Genomic DNA, 25,731 nt, shown 5'->3' on the forward strand with positions numbered 1-25,731 from the left:
TTCCATAAATTTGAAGAGCTGTAATCTTTTGAACGTCAATGACGAGTCATTTGATCATGGCTAATTTCACCTTGAAACATATTGGCTAAACCAGTCGATGTTGAATAGTGATTTTGACTTATCAAATAGTTGCTATAAATATCAAGAAGATCCAGTTTCATTTTTTGTCCTTAAAAACTTACGGACGAAAAATATGATTATTTCAAGCAGAAATCAACTATTGCTGCGTAACATCAGTAAGTTATATTAAATTAAGAAAAATTTCAATTGTTTTTTGATTTACGGCAATCTATTTATTTATTCATAAACTTAAACTTAACTTAATTTATTACGTATCTTATTTGCAAGGAATAAAAAAACAAAAAAGTTTTTGAAGAAAAATACAGATATATTTCTTAAAGAGAGAGAAATATATCAAATAATCTTTTTGAGCGTGTCATTTTTTTTTATTCATGTTACGCTCTGTCTTCATACTTATCCTGGAATAAACATGGAGGATAAAAAAGTATTGGGGTAACTTGCGCATTTTGCTTCTAAATCTTGTACTATTGCATGAGAACGTTTTACTTTTCCTTCTTGCGTATAGCGTGGTGTCATAATTATGAACGCCGTATTATTATTGAGTTGTAAACATAATCCTAAAGCACGTTTTCTTTTCTGTAACCATACAGGAAGATTAGAGTATATATTCCACGCGAAAGGATCTAGAGGAATATTAATATTTTTTCCACGTATATTGTAATCTCCCTGAACATCAAAACGCCGCGCTGATTTTTTAAATAATAGAGGGGACTTATTTTCAAAAAAATCAGAATTAAAAGAGAAGTGGTCTAAATTTACATGTTGTCCTGAAGGTGAGATTGTTAAAGAAGCAGCTTCGTTTAAACATCTTCCTAATCCTAACAAAATTTCAACAGGAGATAGTTGATTGTTAGAGATTTCCCACGCTTTCCAAGGAGCATTTTGAGACTCAAAGAATAAATCTTGAGGAACGGGATCATTTAATCCAATACCTCCAGGTTTTTTTTTCCAATTCTTTTTTGGAATATTACGTAATGGACCCACGTAGTGTTCTGCTTTTTTTTCTTTAACATTTTTGAAAGTTTTTGCCTTATGAACTGAGAAGTTTTTTTTTGTTGACATTTTTGAAAAATTCGAATCAAAATTTATTTCTTCATCAATTCTTGGATTAACTCCGATACCTAATGTATCTTTTTGAGATTTTGGAGCATTTTTTTTTAATACTTTCTCCCCATGAGCACTTATCGCAGGCTGAAGTATCTTTCCAATCATATACTTTCCAGAAGTGAGTAATACCTTCATAAAGCTCGTAGCGTCCTCAATCTCCAGAATACTATAACTAGAGACGGGTATTATTAAAAATATTACCCAAATTGAGAAGAGCATTTCATTTTATTTTATCAAACTATATTAATATCATAAATAAAAAATATAAAATTTTTGTATAATAGATCTGCTGCGTAAGTAGTTTTTGAGAAAGAGGGAAGTGTTTTGTTTAGAGTTGATCTTTTTCAAATTTTGTTTTAAGCAAAAGCAAATCCGTTTTTCAAGTTAACGAGACCCGAAATGATATTAAGTTTGTTACAGTATTGATTGCTTCCGATCAATAGAATAGAGTAGAACAGAACAGAACAGCCAACAAATATAGCTTCCTAAAGGGATTATAAATATTTTTGCCACGTAAAAAAAGAGAACTGCTTCTTGATGCGTTCTTATAAAAATACCTTTGGCTATAATTTTCTTCTCGTTTTGGTGGGAAAGACTATCGCTATGACGACGATATTCATACAAACATTTCATGATGGGGTGAATTTTTGAATGACTCTCTGTTCTTAACCAATATTCATAATCTTCACACAAAAACAAGGAATCATCATAAATACCCACACTTTTAGCTGTAGAGCGTTTGTATCAAAAATAAGCCCCCACAACATTTCGAAAAATGAGATGACTCGGAAGAGCAGCATGAATGATTTTTTTTCACCACGTTCATCAATAATACCTATGGACGAATACACAAGACCAACCTCATTATGAGCATTCAACATTTTATTGAGCTCTTTCAGCGCATCAGGTAAATAAACATTTTCACATGAGGTCCATGTTCAATAGTGACCACGTGCTTTAGACCCCCCTACATTGAGTGATTTTGGTAACTTAAGGTTCATATCATTACGCTCACAAAAAACTCTGGAATCTAATGACATGTAATGTTGAGCAATTTCTTCTGACGAATCCCGTGAATAATCATTGATAATGATAAGCTCAAAATCCTAAAAGTTTTGATTTAATATAGATTCAATCGCATTTTTTAAATATTTTTCACCGTTGTATACGGGAAGAATGACTCTAATTTTAAGCATTTTTTATCGCACAAGATAGCACCTTGATCGTCCAACAGACGTTCTCATCTGCATATTTACACCTATGTTCAAACCGTTACGTTTTAAAATTTTATCAAACCGTTTGATGATGCTAAAAACAAATCTTTTATTGTAAAGAAGTTGCTTAATAAATTTTTTTGTAATATTGAATAACCCAAAAAATTCTGAATCTGGATGGATGCAAATAATCCAACCATTGGTTTAAAGACTTTTTTCCTTTTGTAATGTCTCATCCGTATACGGGACATAATGTTCATAGGGGGCCCATAAAAATAACATCAAATTTTCAGAAATGTCGAATTTTCAAGGGGTGTACATTGAAATTCATACTCAATTGAATCATTTTTACCCTGAATGCGCTTTGCAGGGGCGATCATTTTGTTCGAAAAGTCAATTCCAACAAAACGTTTTATATACCGAAATAAACGCAAAAGATAAAAGATACAATCTTAAACTTAACATCATTTCTGGGCTCGTTAACTTTAAAAACGAATTTGTTCTTGCTTAAAACTAAACTTGAAAAAGATAAACTGTAAACAGAATTTCGCTCTCTTTCTCAAAAACTACTTACGCAGAAGGTTTACTATACTTTTCACGTGCGTATGTAAAAAAAGTTAAACATCTTGATTTCTTGTCATATTTTTTAAATAATTTAATCTATCTAAAGCATGCTGTAAGATCACTGCGGCAGCTTGCGCGTTAACGTTCTTACTTCCAGGGCAGAGCAAACGCCGAGCAGAAACTGTGCTCAACCGTTCATCCCAAAAACATACTGGATAGGGAGCTAAAAATTCCGAAAATTTTGAAACCAAGTCACATCCTTTGCTCCAAGAACCATCTAGGTTTAAGGGGAGGCCAAGCACAATCCAAGATACAGAATAATCTCTTAAAATTTCCACAACTTTCTTGCCTAACCTGTCATAAGAAGAAGTAGGAAGAGTTTTTAACGGAACAGCCAAAGTATTTTCAGGATTTGATATGGAAATTCCTGTAAATTTTTTCCCTAAATCAATTCCTAAACAACACCCCGAGAGACCTGATGCTATATGATTCTCTAAAGAGATGGATTGACGCACGAATCTACATCGCTAATATACTTGACAGATTTTATCAAAAATTCCTTTTTTTTCTGTGCAATTGTCAAAGTTATAAAATCTCCTACTTCTTTTCCAATTAATGCTTTTGCAAGCGGAGCCTCTATAGAAAGTCTTCCTTCTTGAATATTTGCTTCATCTGCCCCTACAATCTGGTATTCTACCTCCCGCTCTCCCTCTCCCTCTTCCAAAAGAACGTGAGCGCCAAAAAATACTTTATTTCCAGAAAGCATCCTGAGATCTACAACTTGTGCTCGAGATATACGCTCTTCAATATAACGAATACGTCGCTCCACAAGGTTTTGTCTTTCTTTTGCTGCAGCATACTCAGCATTCTCCGAAAGATCTCCATAAGAACGCGCTTTTGCAATTTCCGCGATAACTTGCGGCCTTTCAACAAAGGTCAAATTTTTTAATTCATCTTGAAGTTGACGCAACCCTCGCTCCGTCATAGGAATAGAACCAGACACAATCACAGAAAAAAAGAAAATATTGGAATATTATCTCACAAAAAATTTTAAAAATCAATACTAAAAAGAAGCGTCGGGGTGAAAGGATTTGAACCTCCGACATTCTGCTCCCAAAGCAGACGCGCTACCAGGCTGCGCCACACCCCGAATACTCCAAATGGTATCACAAGATATTACACTTTACAAGCCCAAAATCGATGTGTGTTTGCATTAAGTTGAGGTCTAGATAGTATAATTAAATAATACAAACGCATCCCTTAGCAGCAGTACGATTCCTTGTTCCGTACTAACGACTAAACAGTATTGATTGAATTCAAATTAAGTAAAAATAATGAAGAAAAATATTATTTTTTTAAACGATTTTGTTTTTTTTGTTCATTGATATGTTCTGAAAAATTTCAAATTTTATTACCGTATACTAACGATAAGCACGTAATTCCGTATTTTTTTAATCACTAATTGTTCAGTCCCAATAACATATGGTTTGGATTATGATTAAAGTTTGACGGATTTCTCTCAAACTCTTTAAGAATAAATATCAAAGGGAGGTCGATATTTTAATGATTTAAGTTTGCGTTGATGATTATAATATAAAACAAAAGCCATAAAACGCTTTTTAAGTTCTTACAATTACTGATAGTAATATGTTTTTGTTGTATATTGTTTGATCATTCTGTTTGTAAGCTCCACCTGTACATTGGCCAAGGATGTCTAAATTGTGTAAGCCCATGCTTAATTTTTATAAGATTTACAAATCGCATCAAAAAGAAGGAGGTTTGTTTTGAGGACGAAAATGCTTAGATAAAAGTACATAGGTAAATTGAGCTCCATTATTAGTCAGGATATTAGTAATTTTAAGCGTACAATTCTCAATAAGATTTCTTAAAAAATTTTGGATTTAAGGGGCATCTTGTTACTCATCAAAAAGGAGTTATCCTAAATTTTACGATGGCTGCAGCCAATATCCATGAACGGGACATCTTGTCTGAGCTTACAGAAAATTACAAAGGCATGATAATTTCCAATAAGGGGCTCAATCATTACTCTACCCCAGGCAAACGTTATCCACTTACGATTATCGAGGGTATCGTGAACAGGAATATTGGCTAAAGATCGAAAAAAAAGAAAACTTTTTTCAGCATAAACACTGACTTACGCAGTAGGACTACTTAATAAATATTAAATATAAAATTTTAACTTTGTATTGCATTGATATTTCTGTAAAACTAAAATTTTTTTGACAAAAATAAAAAATTTTATTTGAATATAACTTACATCTTTTGAATGAGAAAATAGTTGTGTTTATTGAACAAGATTACCTTGCAACATCTCAAGAAACTTTAGAAGCTTATTTTACATTTTTTTTAAAATATACGCAGCTTAACCAATCTTTAAGAGATCTTATGCAAAATTGCATTTCTAAAAAATACGAACTTTCGATAGATAAAGCATTATTATTAGTGTTTTTGCATGTAAGAGCTCCAAATGATGGGTGCTACATTCATTACATTATTTCTCAGCATTGGTACACCGGTTTAAATCCTTCATATATTTTGAAAAATTTATCAAATCTAGGATTAATTGAAAAAAAAAATTATACAGAAGATAAGAGGAAAACATTAGTAAAAATTTCTTCAAAAGGAGCAAATATTGCTCAAGAAATAAAAAATCGTATGGAATATTTATTAGACAAACGACTAGGATTAATTCAGAGTTTATCTCATGCGGTACACGTTATCGAGCGCTTGATACAAGTTTTACCCTGATTCGATCTACTTAGCTTTCAGTATCATAAAATTTTTATATCGTAAGTATTATTGATTTGAATTTAATTATTTTTTAAATAATCAATTCAATATTTCTTGCTGATACATTGAAAGCAGTTAAATTATGATAAAATAAAAAAAGCACTAATTGATTGATATAAGCCATGGCAGAGCTCAATTTTCTGCCTAATTCATTGCTTCATATGCGCCAAAATTTTTAAATCAGGTGAATAAGGTGCCCCCCTACAACCGGTAAATTCAAGTAATGCTCTGGTTCTTTTGGATTGATGAAATGAAGCATGATCCATGATCATAACTTGTCCGGGGGGTAATTCTTTTATCAAAAACTGCTCTACCCAAGCTTCGAATAATTGTGTGTTACAAGAATCGTTAAAACCATCGAAAAAATTACTTTATTATTTACTAAAGTCGATACAATATGAGTTTTTTCGTAATATTTACCGCTCTTTTTGCCCACAAGTTTTTCATTTTTTTCTTCATCCTCTGTTTTTGAAAATGGTGAGCTCTATCCCGCTTTCATCAATGTGCACAAGACTTTCATATGATATATTTTTATCGCTTTTTGGTGTGTATTTCGTTTTTATTTATTTGCTTTCAACATAGGTAAAGGCTTTTTTTATAACTACGCGCCTTAACCAATACCGTGCTTTACTGGTACTCATACCAAATTCACGAGAAATATCTTCTGATCTAGCATCTGAATGATTAGTTGCATACATTGAATAAAAGACTCTTTTTCTATAATTGGCTTTACTCTCAAACGTATCTTTGGGCGTCAATGTCCTTTACTTTTATAACGCAAATGCCATCTGTTGATTGTCATTTTTTTTATTCTAAAGCTCTCGATGCTTCTTTTCGACAGTTACCTGCTTTAATAAAATTGATGACTTTTTCTCTTAAATCTATACGATATGGACCCGTTGACATTATCTATCTTTTCAGACAAAATATACCATATTTTGTATTGCAATCCAAAAATTTTCGCTGTACAACACGGCTCTTTTGGATTGCGGTAGAGCGTATATTCAAAGAATTCAAAGACATAAAAAGACTGAAACTCAGGGACAATTTTTATCGCAACAAACGCTACAGTGTAAAGTGCAACACTACCGCAGGTATCGTGAATCTCGTAAGAAAGTTTCAAAAAAGGCTGCGGTTCTCAGAAGATTCAAAAAATAATTAGAGCACTACGTATAGCAAGGGAGGTGTTTTTAATGTTATGGGCATAGTAAGGTTTTAACTTCGTTTTTATTTTCAAAAAAATATTTTTTACAATAATTAAAAACAAAATGATATTTTGAATAAAAAAACTTAAAAAAATATTAGGATTATCTTGAAAATTTTCTAAAAAAATTTTATTCTGAAAAAGATAAATAAAAAACGTACGTGACGTTTAAAATTAATGTTGTGTAAAAGTTTCTGTTATGTAGGAATAAGCTTTAGCTTAATCTGTAGTCATTTAAGTTTAGCAAATTTGGATCAGGGAAGCGTTACGTTTGTCAATTCTTCTTCTGCCATTCCTCACAAAAATTCTTCTAAAGAAACACAGAGACTATTAAAAGATGTAAAAGAGGCTAAACAACATCTCAAAAAAAATCAGGAACAGTTGGATCGCATTTTAAAACGATTGCAGCAATACGACCCTCCTCCCCCAATCATTCCGGCAGAAGTAAAAGTCGAAAGAGTCTCTCCTTTACTGATGCATTTAGAGCTTTTTTCGTTGCAATTAAAGCGCGTTATCCATAATTTTTTTTCTGGATTTGAAGAAATGTTTCGATTATTACTGGCTCCAAAATTTGATAAAAAATTTTTGGGAGTGATTACTTGGATCGTGGGCATTTTTTTAGTAAGCGTTTTGAGCAATATTTTGTTGTATCAGCATTTTTATACGCGTCTCAATACGTTTTCTGGTGCAATAGGGTTCAAAATTGTCGCTCTTTTTTGTTTGCCTATTTTGGTGTATGGAGGTATTGGAAGAATATGGTCTTTTAAGCGCTGGTTTCTACCTTTAGTGAGTACAGAATTTTTAGCTTATTTGCCTTTATATACGTACATGTTAATGGCCGGGTATTATAGTGTGTGGGTATATTTTTCTTCTGTGCTTCAGGTGCCATTACATGTTCCTTCTGCGCAAATATCTTTACGTAGTTTTCAAAGAATTTTTTTGATTTATTTTTTATCAAGAATATTTAAAGAGATTTTGACTTTAACACAGGCCAATGCGTTAATATTTTCTACATTTTCTCAAAGCGTTGCAATTATTTTAAGCTCGGGAATATGGGGAGCGTTAAAAAAATTTAAATCTATGGCCCTTTCAGAAATAAAAATTTCTGCGCAAAAAAATCGCCTAATTTTATTGGCAAGTATGTATCAATGGGGAGTAGGGCTGTTCATGAGTCTGTGGTTATTTTTTCCCAGAATCTTTATAGCGTTTTTTATTCCCACGATGGTTACTGTAAGTGTTTTATTAAGCATCAGTAGTATACAAATTCAAGCATACAAGCTTTTTTTGGAATTTCTTTGGAGAAAAAAAAATGTATCCTTTGTTTTTCCTTTGCTCTATCAATACAGAAAAGAGGCATTAGGAGGAGTTAAAATATTAATCTACATTGTGTTATTAACCTTGTGGGGAGAAGTATTTCAGGAAATTCAGAATAATGCGGCCTTTAGTATGGTTTATTGGGTCACTTCAATTTTCATTAGTCCTTGGGTTGCGCGTTGTTTTAACGCTGCTTTAGTAGGAATGGCGTCTTTTTTGTTAATAAAAGTAATTAATAAAGTTTTAAGATATTATGTAGAAGATCGTTACAGCGTTCAGTCATTAGAAAACAATTTTTTATTTACGCGATTAAAAACAATGATGGCGATTATACGCACAATTGTAAATGTTTTGGTGGGGGGGCCTGCATTAATTTTTATGATTTCTCACATTTTTGGTGTACAACTCAAAGAGTGGGCTGCCAGCGTTGGAGTTGCTGGATTTGGACTGACTTTTGGATTACAAAACATTGTTCGAGATTTTATCACAGGATTTTTTATTATTTTCGAAAATAACCTTATGGTAGGAGATGAAGTCGATATTGATGGTAAAACAGGGAAGGTAGAAGCTATTGCTGTCAGAACCGTAAAAATTCGAAGCGAAACTGGTATGCTTATGACCATTCCTTTTGGAAACATTATCGTGATTGGAAATCGTAACAAATATTTTTCTGCGGTTCTTATGAATATTTCCGTCTCATATCACGAAGATTTAGAGAAAACTCAAAAAATTATTGAGAAAGCGTTTAATATATTAAAAAAAAATTCTCCCGTCAAGCGCTACGTTTTGGGAAACTTGGAATTCAGAGGAGTAAATGAAGTCACGCCTTATTCAGTCGTGCTTTTGGCTAAAATTCGCACAACCCCCAATTGTCAAGATCAAGTACGTCGACAATTTAATCGTATTTTGAAAGAACTTTTTGACGAAGCGGGGATTAAGATTCCATCTCCTCCTTACACTGTTTTGAATTCTTCTCCTAGTTTAACGAATACACATATTTAATGAATAAATTTCCTTCTGCGTAAGAATAAAATTTGGAGAAGTTTGTGTAAAATTTATAGGGACTTGCCGATTAAAGAGGGGGCTCACGCCCCTAAGGAATCGTGAAAAAATAACTTACATGATTGTATAATGCCTTGAGATGTGAAATTATGGCAGTATGGATAATGTTAAAAAAGAACACTGTATTTCCCAAATACAAGTAAAATATCTAAAAATAGAATTCTGTTTAAATATGTTTAAATAAGAGGGGTTGCAGGCTATGGGCTGCTGCAGAAGCTAGGTCTTATGGTTATGGCGGTATTGTGAGTAAAGCAACGCAAACGTCTAACAAAATAATTGATAAGGGCTTGAAAAAGCTAAACAGCTTAAATGTTTAGTCCCAACAACATGTAATTTTGATTATGATTAAAATCAGACGTGTTACGTTCAAATTTTAACATGATAATACCAAAGGGGGTCTGATATTTTTAATAATTTCAGCTTTCTTTGATGATTATAGTAAAGCACAAAAGTCATCATTGGCGCTTTAGCTCATCGAAGTCTTTGTAAAAATAAACCTGTGTAGTGTTTTAGGATTCTGTTGATAACTTCGACCTGAGCGTTGGTCCAAGGATGCTTGAATTTAGTAAATCTGTGTTCAATCTTATGCTTCTTGCACATCACATCAAAGGGGTGCGTTTTGTTTTTTGTCCTCAGGTGTTGAGCAAGCGGTTTATAGGTAAATTGCGCCCCATTGTCTGTGAGAATTTTCGTTATTTTAAAAGGACAATGGGCGATCAGATTTTTCAAAAATGCACTTGACTCGTTAACCAACATCTTTGAATGCAGCTCGACATAAACGTACTTTGTGGCCCAATCAATGGCCTACAAAAAGGTCACATTTCCCTTGATCTGTGCGGACCTTCTGTACTGTCAATATGAACAAATCCAAGAAGATGTTCTTTAAATTTTTTTTCAGGAGCCGACTCTTCTTCTTTGGGTAAGACATTTAGACTATTTTTTTTGAGGCATCGATACAGATTAGAGCGCATAAGATTGGGAATCTTCTCCTTCAAAGCAATATAAACATTATTAAGCAGAAAGCTTAGAAACGCGCCTGAATTCACACACAATCTCTTGCTTCTGTTGCAAATAAAACGCTCTTTGGCTGTGCAAGGCCAGAGCGTTTATCTTCAACGCAACCGGCTTTCTTCCACTTCAAAACAGTTTTAATAGTGAAGGCCCAGACGCTTTGCTATTTCTGCGGTTCTTTGTACAGAGTTTTGTATTTTTTTCGGACTCAAAGCGTCGTCTTGGCATTGTTATGCAGTATACTTTCCATACATTAGCCTCCTTTAGTGCCTTATAGGGTATACCATAAGAATTTGGAACTAAATGCTTACACTTATAGCGCTAAACCTTGCGTACTATACCGTTTCTTATGCAGTTTTCGGAATTACATTTGTTGCAATGCATTGCTGATGACCAAAATACGATACTATAGTCGTATTTTGATATAAAACTATCTAAACGTCAAAACTCTCAAAATTAATTTAATTTCCACTATCTATAACTTAGAATCAAGGATAATAATTGTTACCCAAAACGTCTAACAATTACACCTAACGTTATTTGTGCAACATATTTTTCACTTATGTTTCTGCATCTTAAACCATTGATTCAAAAAATTCTAAGTATTCTTTTTGTAATTTACCAAGAACTTCACGTAATTCTTCTTTTTCTTTTTCGTTCATTTTGGGAGTAATCATCTTTTTTACACCTTCTTTTCCCAAAAAAACCGGCCATCCAAAAAAAATCTCTTGACTAATTTCAGAAAATTTCGAATTTTCCCCCATAAAGACTGAACACGTCAATACCTCCTGTTTTAACTCTAAAACATTTTGAAGGATACGAAAACAAGCTGCCGCTGGACCATAAAACGCAGAACCTGATTTTAATTTTTCTACAATTCGCCCCCCCCCAAAACGAGTATTTTTATTCAATAGCTTTTTTTGTTCTTCAGAAATCAACATTATATCCGTTAAAACACCTGGACCAATTCCCACCGCTTCTAGAGGAATCATATGCTCTGAATGCGGCCCTACAACGCATGTGCGCATACTTTGTACTTTTAATCCGGTCATCGATTTAATCTGTAATGCCATGCGAGCTTCATCTAAAACTCCCGCCATTCCTAGAACTTGTGTTTTTGGCAATGAAAGCAAATAAGAAAAAAATCGCGTCATAAGATCTACGGGGTTTGTAACTATAACACACACTCCCTTAAAATTTTTCACTTCTCGAGCAATCGCTTGCAATATAGAAGCGTTTTCCTTCAGAAGATCTTTACGATCCATTCCATGAACCCTAGGACGTCCGGCTGTAATCACCAAGACATCAAATAACTCAAAGGCATCAAGATCATGAATAATACTAATATTTCCCTCGTATCCGCCAATAACACTAGCTTCTTCCAAATCCCAGAGTTTTCCCTGAAGCGCATCTTTATTCACATCATAAAGCCCGATATGCGCAGAAATTTTACTTTGAAGTACTATATGAGCAAGCGTTGCGCCAATGTTGCCTACTCCAATAATTCCTATACGCTTCATGCATTCTCCAGGTCTTTTAATTTATTTTTTTTACTTTTAAAATCTTGAATAGCCGCTTCGATAGCGTCTTGAGCCAACATAGAGCAATGGAGCTTAACTGGAGGTAAACCAAGTTCATTTGCAATCTCAGTATTAGAAATTTTTTCTGCCTCTGACACATTTTTTCCTGTTAGCAAGCTGGTAGCATAAGAGGCAGAAGCGATAGCGGACCCGCATCCAAACGCCTTAAAGCACGCTCTCACAATTTTTCCATTTTCGTCCACCTGGATCTGTAATTTCATCACATCCCCACACGCAGGAGCCCCCACCATTCCAGTACCTATATCCGGACCATCTTCCAATGTTCCCACATTTTGCGGATTTTCATAATGTTGTAAAATTTTTGTATTGTACGCCATAATATACTCCCTTTTATTAATGCGCTATCCACTGAACTGTACGCAAATCAACTCCCTGCATAATCATATCCCACAAAGGACTTAATTCTCGTAATTTCTTCACTGCAACGATTATTTGTTCTGCGGCCTCCAAAGCTTGATTCAACATCGTGTACCGACCAAACGTAATACGTAAAGAAGTGTGAGCTAAATCTTCAGAAACTCCAATAGCTTTTAATACATATGAAGGCTCTAAAGATTCAGAAGTGCACGCAGAACCTGAAGAAAGTGCCAAATTTTTAATCCCCATTAATAATCCCTCCCCTTCTACTCCTGAAAAACTCAAATTAAGATTATCTGGAATTCGATTTTCTAAATCACCGTTCAAATATACTTTTGGAAGCTCTGAATAGATACGTTCCAAAAATTGATTTCGAAGATCCGTCAATCTTTCACGCTCTGTTAAACGCAATTTTTCTGCTTTTTCTGCAGCCACCCCAAAACCTACACACAAAAAAGTAGGAATAGTTCCAGAGCGTAGCCCTCTTTCTTGCCCACCGCCACTAAACAAAGGTGTAAGACGAATTCTAAGAGGTCTTCGCTCAACATACAATGCTCCAATACCTTTTGGACCATAAACTTTATGAGCAGAAAGGCTCAGCAAATGAATCCCTAATTCTTTCACAAAAAGAGAAATTCGTCCCAACGCTTGAGCGCCATCGCTATGAAAAAATACTCCATATTTTTTACACAGTGCTCCTATTTCCCGCAAAGGTTGAATGACTCCAATTTCATTATTGACCCCCATGATAGAAACTAATGCGGTTTCAGGGCCTAAATGCATCTCTAGCTGCTCTAAGTCTACAAGACCGCTTTTTTGCACAGGAAGAAACACAACTTCAAATCCTTGACGTTGTAGCCAACGAAAACTTTCTAAAACACACTTGTGTTCTGTTGCCAACGTGACAAATTTGTGGCGCGGAGAATTTTGACCACGTAAGTGCATCGCCAACCCTTTGATAGCTAAATTGTTAGATTCAGTGGCACCAGAAGTAAAAATAATTTCTTTTGAATCAGCCCCTATTACTTTTGCGATTTGAGATCGAGCCTCTTCAACACTTTCTTCAGACACCCAGCCATAACAATGTGTCCTAGAATGAGCATTTCCAAAATGATGCGTTAAGTAAGGCATCATCGCCTCTAAAACCTCTGCATCACAAGGCGTCGTAGATTGATAATCTAAATATAGTGCCTTGCACGAAGTACGCATGATCAAAAGTTACTTACAAAAACACATTATAAATGGTATACTTTTTCAAAAATACTAGCAAGTGCAAAAACTTTTCTTAAACGTAGACATTAAGTATCAAGAATAGTGGTGCTCTGAAAAAATCCCATTTAGAAAAATATGTATACAGATCAAGTAAACCTGGATTGATAAGAGGAACGAAGATTAGCGACAAGCTTAGAGTGTTTTGAATAGACGATTCTTCTGGTTAAAGACCTTGTTTGAGCCAGGCATTTTAATTTTTCTGATGAAGTAATCAAGAAAGCATATGTATGACAGAGATTTGTGTATAATTTTCTGAGTCTGAAACTCTTTAGTCATCCAGTATAGTAAAAGCAGTTGAATTATAATAAAGTAAAAAAGCATTAATTGACGGATATAAGCTCTGGCAGAACTTAATTTTTCTACCTAATCCATCGCTTCATATGTGTCAAAATTTTTCGATTGAATTTAAATCAGGTAAATAAGGTAGTAAAAAAAACTACAATGTGTAAATTCAAGTAATTCTCTAGTGCTTTGAGATTTATGAAATGAAGCATTATCCATGATCACAATTTGTTCGGGGTTTAATGCTTTTATGAAACATTAGCTTTACCCCAGCTTCGAATTAAAAATCATCAGAGCAATCGCTTTATTATATTTACTAAATTCGCTACAATATTAGTTATTTCGTAATATTTACCACTTTTTTTATCAACAAATTTTTACTTTTTTTGTCTCGTTCTCTATCTTTGCAAATGGTTAGCTCTATCCCGCTTTCATAAATGTATACAATACTTTAAGATGATATATTTTAGATCTTCTTGGTCTGTATTTCGTTTTTATTTACTTGCTTTACACATAGGTGAAGGTTTTTTATAACTACGCGCCTTAACCAATACCGTGCGTCACTGACACTTATGCCAAATTCACGAGTAATGTTTTCTGATCTAGCATATGGATAATTGGTATTGAATAAAAGACTTTTTTTCTATAGTTGGCTTAGCACCCAAACGTATCTTTGGGTAAAAATGTCCTTTACTTTTATAATGCAAATGCCATCTGTTGAGTGTCATTTTATTTATTCCAAAAACTCTCGATGCTTTTTTTTGGCTGTTACCTGATTTGATAAAATTTATGAACTTTTCTCTTAAATTTATACGATATGGACGCGTTGACATTATCTACATTTTTAGATAAAACGTATTATATAATCGTATTGCAATTCAATTGTTTTTACTACACCTTGCATCATTTCTAAATTTAATTTGCGCCATTCTAAATTTTTTATAAATCTTATTGACAGTCTTATTTAATATTTTTTTTTATGATATATTCGATGTATGTTTTAAAAATTGTCAAGGTTTTAGTGTAGTAATGAAGATTAATTTTTTGCGTTCTGTTAGTTGGGTTGCAGTACTTACGCTGTTAAGTCGCGTTAGTGGATACGTTAGGGAACTCTTACTAATTCAGTGCATTGGGATTAACGCAGTAAGCGATACCTTATCAATTCTTATTAAAATTCCTGCTTTTTTTCGAAGAATTTTTGCTGAAGGAGCTATGCAGGCTGCTTTTCTTCCTATTTTTACGAAAATTAAAGAAAACGAAGGAGAAGAAGCAGCCTATCGTTTTTCTGCAAGTCTTTTGGGAGTTTTGTTAGCGCTATTAACCGTATTAGTGGCGATCGCAGAATGGAAATGGGATTTTTTTTCACGATGGATTTTTTCTGATTCTTCTCATCAAACGCAACAAGCATTGTTTTCTGGATTAGGAAAAATTATTTTTCCCTATATATTTTTTATTTCAGTACACAGTTTTTTTGGGAGCATTTCTAGTGTATATGGTCGTTTTGGAATCTTTAATTTTTCTTCTACGTTAGGAAATTTATTTATTTGTGCAGGATTAGTCGCGTTATTAATTTATCAACCTAGCTCTAATATCGTTTCGGCGTATGGAGTTTCTTGGGCAATTTTAGGATCTAGTGTTTTTCAATGTATCATTATGATCTGGGGATGCTGGCATCAAGGAATGAGGTCTGTATGGCCTATTTTAGGATTCAATAAGTATCTTTCAGTATTTTTTAGAAAATTTTGTTCTGCTATGTTAAGTATTTCTTCTGTACAACTGAATACGGTTATTGGAGCACTTTTTGCTGCTCAACTTCCTACGAAAGGAGCTTCTTATCTTAATTATGCTGATCGTTTTCAACAACTTCCTTTAAGTTTAATTGGTGTTTCTTTAGCCTCTGTTTTATTACCTATTCTTTCTCAAAAACATGAGGCACAAGATTCTGTACGCCGATGGCGTGATGAACAACACTTTTTGCGTTTTTCTTTAATGATGAGCGTGTGGATTACATTATTTTTTTGGGTAGCTTCGTTTTCTTTGGGAGCGTGCTTATTTTTCCCCAGCGTAAAATCTGGGGTTTTGGCTTGGAGGGACGTAAAGGAAATTGCTAACGTTGTAAGAATATTTTCTTTAGGTATTCCAGCCTACATTGGAATAAAAATATTAATTACACGATGTTTTGCTTATGGAAAAGGTCAGCTTACATGGATTTCTGGATTGCTTAATGTGGTAGTTACGATAGGAATAAGCCTGTGTTTATACCGTCAATTTTATCATATTGGTCTTGCGTTAGCTTCTGTAATTTCTGCTTGGGTTCAATTTTCTTTTCTTTTATACTCCATTGCTTATCAAGAAAAACTCCCAATTTATAGTGGATTAAGGCGTCTTTGTTTAGAACTTGTTCCTTTTGTTGCGGGGGTCTTATCAGTGTATTATTATGTGATACCTTCGTTTTGGACACCTGAAAATAGTATTTTTTTTCATATTACGTATATATTTTTTTCTGCGTTCATCATTTCTGCTTTGTTATTTTTATTTTTAAATAATAGGTCTCACTTATCTTATAAACATCTAAAATTGTTTCGAAAAATGTTTCGTGCTTAAAAAGTGAGAGGTTAAAGATGGATCACATATAACCTGATAGGCCTGTCCTCAATTAAGCCAAACGACAATTAACGCCAAATAAATGGCGCATAGAAAATTTAAAGACGTTTTATCACAGCATGTGTTTAGGGCACGGTACTGCCTTAAGTTTATAGTAAAAACAGTTGAATTGCAATACAATGTGCGAGTTCGTAATGAATGAGACAAAATTGAGATCTCAGATAAGTTAGTTTAAATATATTGCATTGAAGTTAAACCTTTCAAGTTTCGATGTGGTCGATAGGTATTATATTTTACTAAAGCTTTGCTTAATGCAGCCTGCATTTCGCGCACAGAATTTTCTAAAAAATCTGTACGAAAATCTTCTCTAAAGGTTCTGTTTCCTCGTTCAATGCCACCGTTATACTCTGGTTTCTTAGGCGGCAAAACGATTAGAGGAAGTTTGAGTTGAGCACAAGCATCTTCAAAGTTTTCTATGAATTCTGATCCTCCATCGACCTGAACTAATTTAATTGAAAAAGGAGCATTTCTAACAAAATAATTAGGAAACGCTTGGCGCTACTAGCTTTGGCATTTGAATAAACACGCAATATCTATGTACTTTGATAGCCTCTCCCAGACTTGGAAATGCTTTACAGTGATCCCCTTTTTGGTGACCGTCATATGATCAATTTGAACTCGCTCCCCAATGATCATGGTTTTATAATCTTTAAATGTCCAAGCTTTTGCATGCTTTTTAAAGATTTGTTTTCGTTTGGTACGTAAGGCTGAGATCGACCTAGTAATAAGTTCCTTTGGCTTTTAAAAACTTCAAGATGCGACCTGCTGTGCTTTTGCTGATAATTTGTCTATGATCACGTTTTAAGATGATGGCAATTTTTTCCTTCCCATAGGTTGAGTTTGAACGCCTAATTTGCAACACTAATTGCTTGTGTGATTCCCCTCACTGTGGCTTGTTTAGCTTGATAGTTTTTTTTGAGGGCGATGTTATACCTTTTTCCAAATTATACAAAATTTTCTTGTAGCGATAATAAGTGGCTCAACTAATGTCAACAATTTCTTGTCGTAACTTAAAGCTGAAACCTTCAGGTACAAGTTTTTTCCATTTTTAAACGCGGTATAGATGTTTTGGACGGTAAAACTCTAAACATTCCTATGTACGAGCGTAGCTGTATAGTTGTTCAGTCCTACATTCTTATGGTATAATCTATAAGGAACTAAAGGAGGCTAATTTATGGAAAGTATACTGCATGGAAATGCCAAGACGACGCTTTGAGTCCGAAAAGAAATATAAAACTCTGTGGAGAGTACCGCAGAAATAGCAAAGCGTTTGGGCCTTCACTATTAAAACTGTTTTGAAGTAGAAGAAAGCCGGTTGTGTTTAAAATGAACGTTCTGGCCCTGCATAGCCAAAGACTGATCGCCCATTGTCTGTGAGAATGTTCGTTATTTTGAAAGATACAATGGGTGATCAGATTTTTCAAAAATGCACTTGACTCGTTAACCGATATTTTTGAATGCATCTCGACATAAACGTACTTTGTGGACCGTTCAATGGCCACAAAAAGGTGGTATTTCCCTTGATCTGTACGGACCTTCTGTACTGTCAATATGAACAAATCCAAGGGGATAAATTTCTTTTTTCCAGGAACCGACTCTTCTTTGGGTAAGACATTTAGACCATTTCTTCTAAGGCATAAATGCAGATTAGAGCCCATGAGATTGAGAATCTTCTCTTTCAAAGCACTATAAACATCATCAAGAGAAAGCTTAGAAACGCGTCTGAATTCACACACAATCTCTTACTTCTGTTGCAAATAAAACGCTTTTTGGCTGTGTATGGCCAAAGCGTTTATTTTCAACACAACCGGCTTTCTTCCACTTCAAAACTGAAGGCCCAGACGCTTTACTATTTCTGAAGCGCTTTCCACAGAGTTTTGTATTTCTTTTCGGACTCAAAGCGTTGTCTTGGCTTTGCCATGCAGATACTTCCCATAAATTAGCCTCCTTTAGTTCCTTATAAGTTATACCATAAAAATGTGAAACTAAACAAAATTAAACCTCGAACAAGTTGTGATCATGGATAATGGTTCATTTCATAAATCTTAAAGAAGCAAAAAATTCATTAAATCTGCCCGTTGTAAGATTATTTTTTTACCACCTTATTCACCTGATTTAAATCCAATTGAGAAGTTTTGAGCACATATGAAGCGATGGATTAGGCAGAAAATTGAGTTCTTACATGGCTTATATCAGTCAATTAGTGCTTTTTTACTTGATCACAATTCAATTTTTTTCACTGTATTTTCCATAAATTTATCTCTTTGATTTCTTTATAGATTACACCATAAGAGTTTGGAACTAAACACTTATTGACCAAATATTTTTCAAAATAGCTCCTAAATATATATAACAAACATTGATTTGTTTAACTTTTTTATTAAAATAAATCTAGGTATTAGAAAAAAAATTAAAACTGTGCTCATACTTCATATGCTGTTAGTACTTTTATTTGCTTGGGTGGCTACTTTTGCTGTATGCAAAAGTTTACGCGTGAATTTGATTTTAGGATACTTGATTACGGGCGTGATTCTTGGACCCAGCGGAATTAATTGTTTGGAAACAAATGATTTCTTACGCCACTTAGGAGAATTTGGAATTAGTCTTTTTTTGTTTACGCTTGGCGTAGAAATTCCTTGGCATCGATTGGTTTCATTAAGACGATATATTTTTGGCGTAGGAATAGCACAAGTTTTACTATGTTCTTTGGTTATTTCTGGAATTCTGTACATTCAACCGATTTTGAATGTGCAAGATACTTTATTTTTAGCATTACTTTCTCTTAGCTTAGCATTTTCCTCCACAGCCGTAATTATCCAAATTCTTTCAGAACGATTTGAATTAACAAGCACGGTAGGAAGAGTATCTTTAGGCATCCTATTATTTCAAGATTTAGCCGTAATTGGAATGTTCGCATATCTTGGAGTTGATGTTCAAAAAGCCTCATTATGGGTGAATATTTTGAATTGGGCTACAGGTGTACTATTATCGGGGTGTTGGGTTGTTTTAGTATCCTGGACATGTAAATATGTCATGAGACGATATAATCAAAGAGATATCGGTCTTGCGTTTATATTTACTGCAGTTTTATTAGGAAGTTTTATTACTCACTATTTTGGACTATCTTCGGAACTTGGCGCTTTTTTAACTGGGGTCAGCATCGCAAGCACTTCTTGGCGCCATCATTTAAATGATGAGCTTCATCCGTTTCGCACGGTGTTGTTTGCATTCTTCTTTTTTATGGCAGGCATGCAAATAAATTTAAAAATCTGTTTGGAACAATGGAAATGGATTGTGTTTGGTGTGGGATGGATATTTTTTGCAAAACTGTTTATCGTCGTACTGTTAAGTAAACTTTGGAGATTTTCTTGGAATACGGCTTTTCAGTTGGGAATTTTGATTGCGGGAAGTAGTGAATTTTTATTTATTCTTATTACCCATCCCGCTTTCAAAAATTATTTTTCACTTATAACACAACAAATAGGATTTGGAATTACCTTTTGTTCCATGGCGTTAACGCCGATTATGTTTTCAGCAGTACGACATTTTTTAAAATTTTTGGAACGCAAAGGTGTTTTTTCTCAAGAGCATAAAAGCAGAGATAAAGTAGACGTTATTCTTGCAGGTTTTGGGCATGTAGGACAAACTGTGGCGTTGGCTTTAGAACTAAATTTTATTTCTTTCTTAGTCGTAGATTACGATATTGTGCGTTTAGAAAAAGCAAAAACTTTAGGGTATCCAATTTTACATGGAGAAGCCCGAAATATTGAATTTTTAAAAAAAGCAGGAGTAGGAGAAGCTAAAATTTTATTATTGACCTTTGGTCATTCGAACACGTGCATAGAGTTGGTGCGAAATATTCGAGCTAAATTTCCTCAACTTTATATTGCTGTTCATGTTAGAAGCGCTCAGCAAGCGCAACATTTTCAAGGATTAAATATCTTTTTGGTTTATCCAGAAGCATTAGAATCTGGTCTTCAAATGGCTGCCATCAGTCTAGAGTGTTTAGGATTCTCAAAAGAGCATGCTGCTTATATGGCAAAAACCACTCCAAAAACATTGTTTATGGAGAATGTGGAGCGTCAAGATGATGTGCATGAAGAATAAATTCTTAAATTTTAAGACTCCAATTATTTTGAGTTTGGGTATTGTAGGTCATATCGTTGCTTTAGTTATTCCTCAACATGCTTTTTCTGTTGGTGTGTTTTTTTTAAGCAGTGGACTTTTTTTTTATCCGTTCTCTTTTGAAAAAGGAGCAGGAATTTTCTTATTTTTTCTTTCAATATGGGCTATGGATACCCAAGGATGTGGAGAATGGGTTTATATCACAGGAAAATGTGTAACAGGAATAATCCCTGTTACGATGATACGTTGCAGCACATCTTTTTTAACAACAAAAATATTTTTTATAGGGTACTGGATTCTACTCCTTAATTATATTGACGCTATTCAAATCTATAATCCTGCCCCTTATTGGTTTTTAAGAGCATTGGCTTTTCCCACGAGCGTTTCTTTGTGTATGATGCACTGGAAAAAAATAGAAACTTATAGTATAAAAATCGGAAAACGTTACTTAACTATATTTTCTATAAACAAAATAGTTAGTTTGATCTTATTAAGTTTCTTAATGGTTTTATGTTTTAATCTATTAAATTTAAAATTTCATGAAGAATTTTCAGGGCTGAAAATAAAACATCGTGTAATGTACTTTAATATTATAACGTTTCCTTTTGTATGTTGGCTGATGGATAAAAATTATAAAAAGCAGTCTCTGTTAATTTTTACTGGTATATTGTGTTTAAATATATTTTTCGAATGTCGATTAGGAGCTATAGGAATTTTGCTAGCTATGAGTTTTAGATATTTTCTTTTAAAATATCCAAAAATAGCGTTGTGGACTCTGCAAATTTTTTGGGGAATAGGAGCCATTAGCGTAACATTCCTGTACTCACACATTCTTAAAATGTCTTTGTTAAAAAAAATAGTTTGTTTAAATTCAAGCTTTTATGAGAGATGGGTATTTTGGAATGTTTTTAATAAAATAAGCGATTCAGCATTTTGGTTTGGATTAGGATTTTTGGAATTTTTTCGTATTCTAAGTCGCCCCTTATTATATGAAGGGATAAAAAAAGGAAAAATTCTCAAAGTAGTGCCAAGTCACACTCATTGTCTTTGGTTAGATCTAAAATTGTGTGGGGGATGCGTGGGAATTGCAATGATCAGTTTGTGTTTTTTGTTTTTGGGAATAAAAAACATAAAAAATCAATTGGATTTTTTTACATCGTTTGTATTGGGAGTGTTTGTTTATACGTTGACAATCTATATAAGTTTTTTTGGAATTTTTTCTCATTTTTTTGTGCTAGGTTGGGCAACATTTTCTTTGATTATTGGTAAAGTCTTATATTGTTCTACGTGGAACAAAGTGCAAAAATAGAAAAAGTTAAAAATATATAAGGGGGAATGTATGAAAAAAACAAAGGTCATTTGTGTTATGAATCAAAAAGGTGGAGTTGGAAAAACAACAACTGCTGTAAATTTAGCGACAGCTTTTGCTGCCGTTGAACACAAAGTATTGCTTATAGATCTTGATCCACAAGGGAATGCAACTACGGGAGTTGGAAAATTAAATTTAAAATACACTATATATGAAGCTCTGTTACATTTAAAACCTTTTGAAGAGATTATTTCTAAAACTTTTTTGCCTTTTTTAGATTTAGCAGGTTCAAATAACGAATTAGCAGGTGCGGAAATTGAATTGGTTCCGGTCTTAGATCGGGAAAAACATTTGTCTATAGCTTTAAAACATTTGAAAAGTAATTATCAATACATATTTGTAGATTGTCCTCCCTCATTGGGATTGCTCACATTAAATGCATTAATTGCTTGCGATTTTGTACTCATTCCTTTACAGTGCGAGTTTTACGCTCTTGATGGGTTAAGCCGATTATTATCTAATATACAAACAATAAAAAAAACATTTAATTCTAATTTAAAAATTTTAGGCATTTTGCTTACGATGTATGATAAGCGCTGTTTATTAAATCAACAAGTTGCAAAAAATGTGCGTGATTATTTTAAAAATATAGTTTTACCTATGGAAATACCTCGAAGTATAAAGATCGCAGAAGCATCTTCTCACGGAAAACCTATCATTTTTTATGATTGTAAAAGTGCAGGAGCATTGAGATATTTGGAGCTAGCAAATTATTTATTAACGACATTTAATTGGAATTCTCAAGTGTAACATATAATAAATTTGCTATAGAAGTAGAAAATTTGCTGAAACGTCTATTAAAACATGAAAAGTCAACACTCAAGTAAGATTTTTCGTGTCCACAAAATACAGAAAGATTAGAAAGCTTCTTACACATTTTCAGCATCTTTTTGGGATCAGAGTTTCAATTTTTGCGGTTTTTCAAAAAGCATTGCAACTATGGTGCTCGGCGGTTAGTACTAGATACAAATAATTTGGTCTCAACTATAAATTGAACTTTTCAATTTTTTGATTCTTTTTTTGTAAGATCGAAGCTATATCATCTAGATTTTTGTAGGCTACATGTTAGGGGTAAATAATTTTCGTGTGTATCGCATTGTTGGACTTAGTGAGCAGCTTTTGATAAGATGCATAGCTATTTTTCATGAAGAAAACTGTTAAAGAAAGAAAGTGAACGATTACTTGTTAATTTCACAGAATTTCCCATAGAATATCCTAAAAGGTGCCAGAATTTGTTCGGGAAAGAAAAAGTGTCTCGCGATAAAAATTGAAATACGAAAATCTCATTAAGGTCAAATCTTTTATTGCTCAAAATTTATCCCGGGTCGATGCACGATATGATGAATCAACGAGTCCATATAAATATAGATCTAAGAAAAAAAGGTTGTAAATTTTATAAAAGTAGGTAACAGTCAAAAAAAAGCATAAATGGTTTTTGGAATAAATAAAATGACAATCAATAGATGGCATTTACGTTATAAAAGCCAAGGACATTAACGCCCAAAAATACGTTTGAGTGCAAAGCCAACTACAGAAAAAGAGTTTTTTATTCAATATGTAACTAGTTCCTGTTCTCAATTAAGTTAACTTTTTTTGATGTGTTTTGAAAATTTAATAAGAATTCAAAAAAATATGAGTTAAATGAGACGTTATGCGTTTCGGGATGATCAGTGGGATCGGATAAAAGATAGTTCACCTAGAAAGTCGGGGGATGTAGGTGTGACAGCCAAGGGTAATTTTCTGTTTGTTGAAGCTGTTTTATACCGTTACCGTGAGGGAATTTCTTGGCGTGATTTTTCCTGAGAGGTTTTGTGATTTTAAAGTCATTCACATCCGCTTTGCCCGTTGAAGCTAAAAGGGCGTATGAAAAAAGTCTTTGAAATTCTGTCGTTTTTCATCTTATACAAGGTTAGGACCATGATTTGGAAAATGGATGACGTTGTTGATGGATCGCCTTTTGAAGGAGGATTCGGTGTTTGCGGATAAGCATACGATGTCGATGAAAAAGGAGGGCTAAAACTTAAAAAAAAAGGGGGCGTGAAGCCGTGATTTCATCTATCATTTGGAGCATTCAAATTATGATAAATATCTTTTCTCGTTACTTGATCTAAGATTTTTTTTCTAAACTCAAGCAGTGCCGAATCATTGCTACACGCTATAATAAAATATTTTTAAATTTTCTAGGCATCACTCACTGGGCTTCAATTGTCGTTTAGCTTAATTGAGGATAAGCCTTAGCTTTATGTATTATGAGCTTTATTTTTTTAACTCACGCTCCCAGTACTGTAAGTTTAATAAACGTTTTTTATTTGCTCAAAAAGTTTTTTATTTTATTAAAGACTCCCTTCAAAGCATCTCTTTTTGAGTGCGAAACTTTTTTTAGCTTTGAATTTTTTTCCTGTTCTTTTTCCGAATTTTCAGAAATATTCTCTTTGTTTTCTTTAAGAAGCTCTTTTGTTTCAGGAAAAAAATCGTCTTTTAATGGCGTACCGAAATAATTCAGAATAGAGCTCAAAGCTTGAGTACACTTTATTTGGTTTTCATCATTTTGTAAGTGCAAATTTTTACACACCTTGCTTGTTTTACGTGCAAACAGTTCAAAAAAACTTTTTTTTAGAAAGTCCTAAATTTTTATACACAGGTTCAAAAGCATCCATAATATCTTTTATATCCGGTTCTTCTAGTACTGTTTTATAGTAGATTTTGTGTGCTAAATTTACAAAAGCGAGTATAATATTTTTTTCTGTATTTTGAATGTTTTTGTTTTTTTTGATTGATGTGTAATAATTTGTATAAAGATTTTCGGTATTTGTATTCTTAAATTGAACGTAATTCTCAATCAATTTTGGCCATTTTTCAGAAAAGTCATCAAAATTTTTAAAACTTTCAAGAATATTTTCAAATATTTTGGAACATTGTTTTGCTTTAACTCTTGAAAAAATTGAACATCGAGACGAAGTGCCGGGTTTTACGGGAAAAGATTCAAAAAATTCTTTTTCAGAAATATTGAGGTGATTACATATGGGCTCAAAAGCTGCTATAATTTTTTGAATATCTTCCGGTTTGTTTTCTTCAAGAAATTTTACAGAGTTCAGTATATTTGATAACTCATGAAAAGCATTTTGAATAACTGCGTTTGATTTTTCATCTAATTGATGATTATTAATTTTTCTGTTTTTCTGATTTTTTCTTTGTAGAGCAGGTTTAGTATCAGGAGTCAAAGAATTCCATTGTTTAGAAAAATGATCAATAGTGTAAGCTGTTTCAGAAGAGTTAGAAAAAGCGTTTTGAACAAAAGGTAAAAAGATCCCTACGCATAACACATATTTTTTTTTATAATTTTTCATTTTAAATTTTACTGAATTAAAGTTTACAGTGTAATTATAAGATAAAAATGATAAAAAACTTTTACTCTTACAATTTAAAAAAGACTTCTTTCTAACTTCTAAAACTAAGTCATTCTATTGCGTAAATAAAAAAAAATTTAGAGACCATTCGTACAAATCGTATGGAAAACTTATATACTGATGTTACGCAGCAATAGTTGATTTCTGCTTGAAATAATCATATTTTTCGTCTGGAAGTTTTTAAGGACAAAAAATGAAACTGGATCTTTTTGATATTTATAGCGACTATTTGATAAGTCAAAATCACTATGCAACATCGACTGGTTTAGCCAATATGTTTCAAGGC

At 33.3% G+C, this 25,731-nt stretch carries 24 protein-coding genes, 1 tRNA gene and 4 pseudogenes; 9 read left to right on the forward strand and 20 right to left on the reverse strand.

What is annotated here, in order from left to right; genetic code table 11:
* Positions 1–38: 38 nt before the first annotated feature.
* The 7 genes and pseudogenes from P618_RS08770 to P618_RS01625 all read right to left on the reverse strand — a co-directional run.
* Positions 39–161: pseudogene (locus P618_RS08770) on the reverse strand (IS701 family transposase); the annotation flags it as partial.
* A 313-nt stretch (positions 162–474) separates the two neighbouring features.
* Complete coding sequence (locus P618_RS01600) at positions 475–1,323, reverse strand: hypothetical protein (protein ID WP_021826979.1); 849 nt, start codon at positions 1,321–1,323, stop codon at positions 475–477.
* Positions 1,324–1,853: 530 nt separating this feature from the next.
* Positions 1,854–2,069 (reverse strand): hypothetical protein, encoded by a 216-nt coding sequence (locus P618_RS01605; protein ID WP_021826980.1) that lies wholly within the window; start codon positions 2,067–2,069, stop codon positions 1,854–1,856.
* Positions 2,070–2,126: 57 nt separating this feature from the next.
* A complete protein-coding gene (locus tag P618_RS09115; protein ID WP_084024553.1) occupies positions 2,127–2,282 on the reverse strand; it encodes a glycosyltransferase in 156 nt (51 codons plus the stop codon).
* Positions 2,283–3,019: 737 nt separating this feature from the next.
* Positions 3,020–3,481 (reverse strand): Holliday junction resolvase RuvX, encoded by a 462-nt coding sequence (gene ruvX, locus P618_RS01615; RefSeq protein WP_021826982.1) that lies wholly within the window; start codon positions 3,479–3,481, stop codon positions 3,020–3,022.
* Positions 3,460–3,969, reverse strand: coding sequence for a transcription elongation factor GreA (gene greA, locus P618_RS01620; protein WP_239638253.1), 510 nt, complete (start codon positions 3,967–3,969; stop codon positions 3,460–3,462). The genes ruvX and greA overlap by 22 nt, the downstream gene beginning before the upstream one ends.
* A 73-nt stretch (positions 3,970–4,042) precedes the next feature.
* A tRNA-Pro gene (locus tag P618_RS01625) sits at positions 4,043–4,116 on the reverse strand.
* Between the two features lie 756 nt (positions 4,117–4,872).
* Here P618_RS01625 and P618_RS09120 point away from each other — a divergent pair.
* Positions 4,873–5,079: pseudogene (locus tag P618_RS09120) on the forward strand (hypothetical protein); the annotation flags it as partial.
* 188 nt (positions 5,080–5,267) lie between these two features.
* Positions 5,268–5,735, forward strand: coding sequence for a winged helix DNA-binding protein (locus P618_RS01630; RefSeq protein WP_024161060.1), 468 nt, complete (start codon positions 5,268–5,270; stop codon positions 5,733–5,735).
* A gap of 191 nt (positions 5,736–5,926) precedes the next feature.
* Here the strand turns inward: P618_RS01630 and P618_RS09125 are convergent.
* From P618_RS09125 to P618_RS07745, 3 genes and pseudogenes are all read right to left on the reverse strand, one after another.
* Positions 5,927–6,121 (reverse strand): annotated as a pseudogene (locus P618_RS09125) (transposase); the annotation flags it as partial.
* Positions 6,122–6,340: 219 nt separating this feature from the next.
* Positions 6,341–6,475 carry a hypothetical protein gene (locus P618_RS08775; RefSeq protein ID WP_024161061.1) on the reverse strand — a complete coding sequence of 45 codons (135 nt, stop codon included), beginning with the start codon at positions 6,473–6,475 and terminating at the stop codon, positions 6,341–6,343.
* 152 nt (positions 6,476–6,627) lie between these two features.
* On the reverse strand, positions 6,628–6,900 hold the full coding sequence (locus tag P618_RS07745; RefSeq protein WP_156918955.1) for a hypothetical protein: 273 nt from the start codon (positions 6,898–6,900) through the stop codon (positions 6,628–6,630).
* 258 nt (positions 6,901–7,158) lie between these two features.
* Between P618_RS07745 and P618_RS01650 the strand changes: the two genes are divergently transcribed.
* Positions 7,159–9,297, forward strand: coding sequence for a mechanosensitive ion channel family protein (locus P618_RS01650; RefSeq protein ID WP_021826990.1), 2,139 nt, complete (start codon positions 7,159–7,161; stop codon positions 9,295–9,297).
* Between the two features lie 531 nt (positions 9,298–9,828).
* Here P618_RS01650 and P618_RS05925 read toward each other — a convergent pair.
* From P618_RS05925 to P618_RS09130, 6 genes are all read right to left on the reverse strand, one after another.
* Positions 9,829–10,113, reverse strand: a complete 285-nt coding sequence (locus P618_RS05925) for a DDE-type integrase/transposase/recombinase (RefSeq protein ID WP_052564142.1) — start codon at positions 10,111–10,113, stop codon at positions 9,829–9,831.
* Between the two features lie 59 nt (positions 10,114–10,172).
* Positions 10,173–10,403, reverse strand: a complete 231-nt coding sequence (locus P618_RS01655) for a hypothetical protein (protein ID WP_021826992.1) — start codon at positions 10,401–10,403, stop codon at positions 10,173–10,175.
* 540 nt (positions 10,404–10,943) lie between these two features.
* On the reverse strand, positions 10,944–11,888 hold the full coding sequence (locus P618_RS01660) for a lactate/malate family dehydrogenase (RefSeq protein WP_021826994.1): 945 nt from the start codon (positions 11,886–11,888) through the stop codon (positions 10,944–10,946).
* Positions 11,885–12,286 carry a Fe-S cluster assembly scaffold IscU gene (gene iscU, locus P618_RS01665; protein ID WP_021826995.1) on the reverse strand — a complete coding sequence of 134 codons (402 nt, stop codon included), beginning with the start codon at positions 12,284–12,286 and terminating at the stop codon, positions 11,885–11,887. The genes P618_RS01660 and iscU overlap by 4 nt, the downstream gene beginning before the upstream one ends.
* A gap of 16 nt (positions 12,287–12,302) precedes the next feature.
* Positions 12,303–13,535 (reverse strand): IscS subfamily cysteine desulfurase, encoded by a 1,233-nt coding sequence (locus P618_RS01670; RefSeq protein ID WP_021826996.1) that lies wholly within the window; start codon positions 13,533–13,535, stop codon positions 12,303–12,305.
* A 947-nt stretch (positions 13,536–14,482) separates the two neighbouring features.
* On the reverse strand, positions 14,483–14,713 hold the full coding sequence (locus P618_RS09130) for a helix-turn-helix domain-containing protein (protein WP_021826997.1): 231 nt from the start codon (positions 14,711–14,713) through the stop codon (positions 14,483–14,485).
* Positions 14,714–14,909: 196 nt separating this feature from the next.
* On the opposite strand from P618_RS09130, the gene murJ reads away from it, so the two are divergent.
* A complete protein-coding gene (murJ, locus tag P618_RS01680; protein WP_021826998.1) occupies positions 14,910–16,484 on the forward strand; it encodes a murein biosynthesis integral membrane protein MurJ in 1,575 nt (524 codons plus the stop codon).
* A 231-nt stretch (positions 16,485–16,715) separates the two neighbouring features.
* On the opposite strand, the gene P618_RS08360 is transcribed toward murJ, so the two are convergent.
* Entirely contained in the window at positions 16,716–16,910 is a 195-nt protein-coding gene (locus P618_RS08360; RefSeq protein ID WP_021826999.1) for an integrase core domain-containing protein, read from the reverse strand.
* Between the two features lie 1,362 nt (positions 16,911–18,272).
* Complete coding sequence (locus P618_RS07750; RefSeq protein ID WP_156918956.1) at positions 18,273–18,443, reverse strand: hypothetical protein; 171 nt, start codon at positions 18,441–18,443, stop codon at positions 18,273–18,275.
* 165 nt (positions 18,444–18,608) lie between these two features.
* Between P618_RS07750 and P618_RS09135 the strand changes: the two genes are divergently transcribed.
* The 5 genes and pseudogenes from P618_RS09135 to P618_RS07205 all read left to right on the forward strand — a co-directional run.
* Positions 18,609–18,683, forward strand: coding sequence for a transposase (locus tag P618_RS09135; RefSeq protein ID WP_075260878.1), 75 nt, complete (start codon positions 18,609–18,611; stop codon positions 18,681–18,683).
* 294 nt (positions 18,684–18,977) lie between these two features.
* A complete protein-coding gene (locus P618_RS01695) occupies positions 18,978–20,651 on the forward strand; it encodes a cation:proton antiporter domain-containing protein (protein ID WP_021827001.1) in 1,674 nt (557 codons plus the stop codon).
* Entirely contained in the window at positions 20,641–21,978 is a 1,338-nt protein-coding gene (locus tag P618_RS01700) for a hypothetical protein (protein ID WP_156918957.1), read from the forward strand. Before P618_RS01695 ends, P618_RS01700 begins: the two co-directional genes overlap by 11 nt.
* 30 nt (positions 21,979–22,008) lie before the next feature.
* Positions 22,009–22,788 carry a ParA family protein gene (locus P618_RS01705; protein ID WP_021827003.1) on the forward strand — a complete coding sequence of 260 codons (780 nt, stop codon included), beginning with the start codon at positions 22,009–22,011 and terminating at the stop codon, positions 22,786–22,788.
* 891 nt (positions 22,789–23,679) lie between these two features.
* Positions 23,680–23,884 (forward strand): annotated as a pseudogene (locus P618_RS07205) (transposase); the annotation flags it as partial.
* Between the two features lie 459 nt (positions 23,885–24,343).
* On the opposite strand, the gene P618_RS01715 reads toward P618_RS07205, so the two are convergent.
* Together P618_RS01715 and P618_RS01720 are read right to left on the reverse strand one after the other, a co-directional pair.
* Positions 24,344–24,598, reverse strand: coding sequence for a hypothetical protein (locus tag P618_RS01715; protein ID WP_162147051.1), 255 nt, complete (start codon positions 24,596–24,598; stop codon positions 24,344–24,346).
* Positions 24,599–24,635: 37 nt separating this feature from the next.
* The gene (locus tag P618_RS01720; RefSeq protein ID WP_021827007.1) at positions 24,636–25,385 is read right to left on the reverse strand and encodes a hypothetical protein; all 750 of its coding nucleotides are present in this window, start codon (positions 25,383–25,385) and stop codon (positions 24,636–24,638) included.
* Positions 25,386–25,731: the final 346 nt, after the last annotated feature.

The organism is Holospora obtusa F1 (assembly GCF_000469665.2).
GTDB classification, from domain to species: Bacteria; Pseudomonadota; Alphaproteobacteria; order Holosporales; family Holosporaceae; genus Holospora; species Holospora obtusa.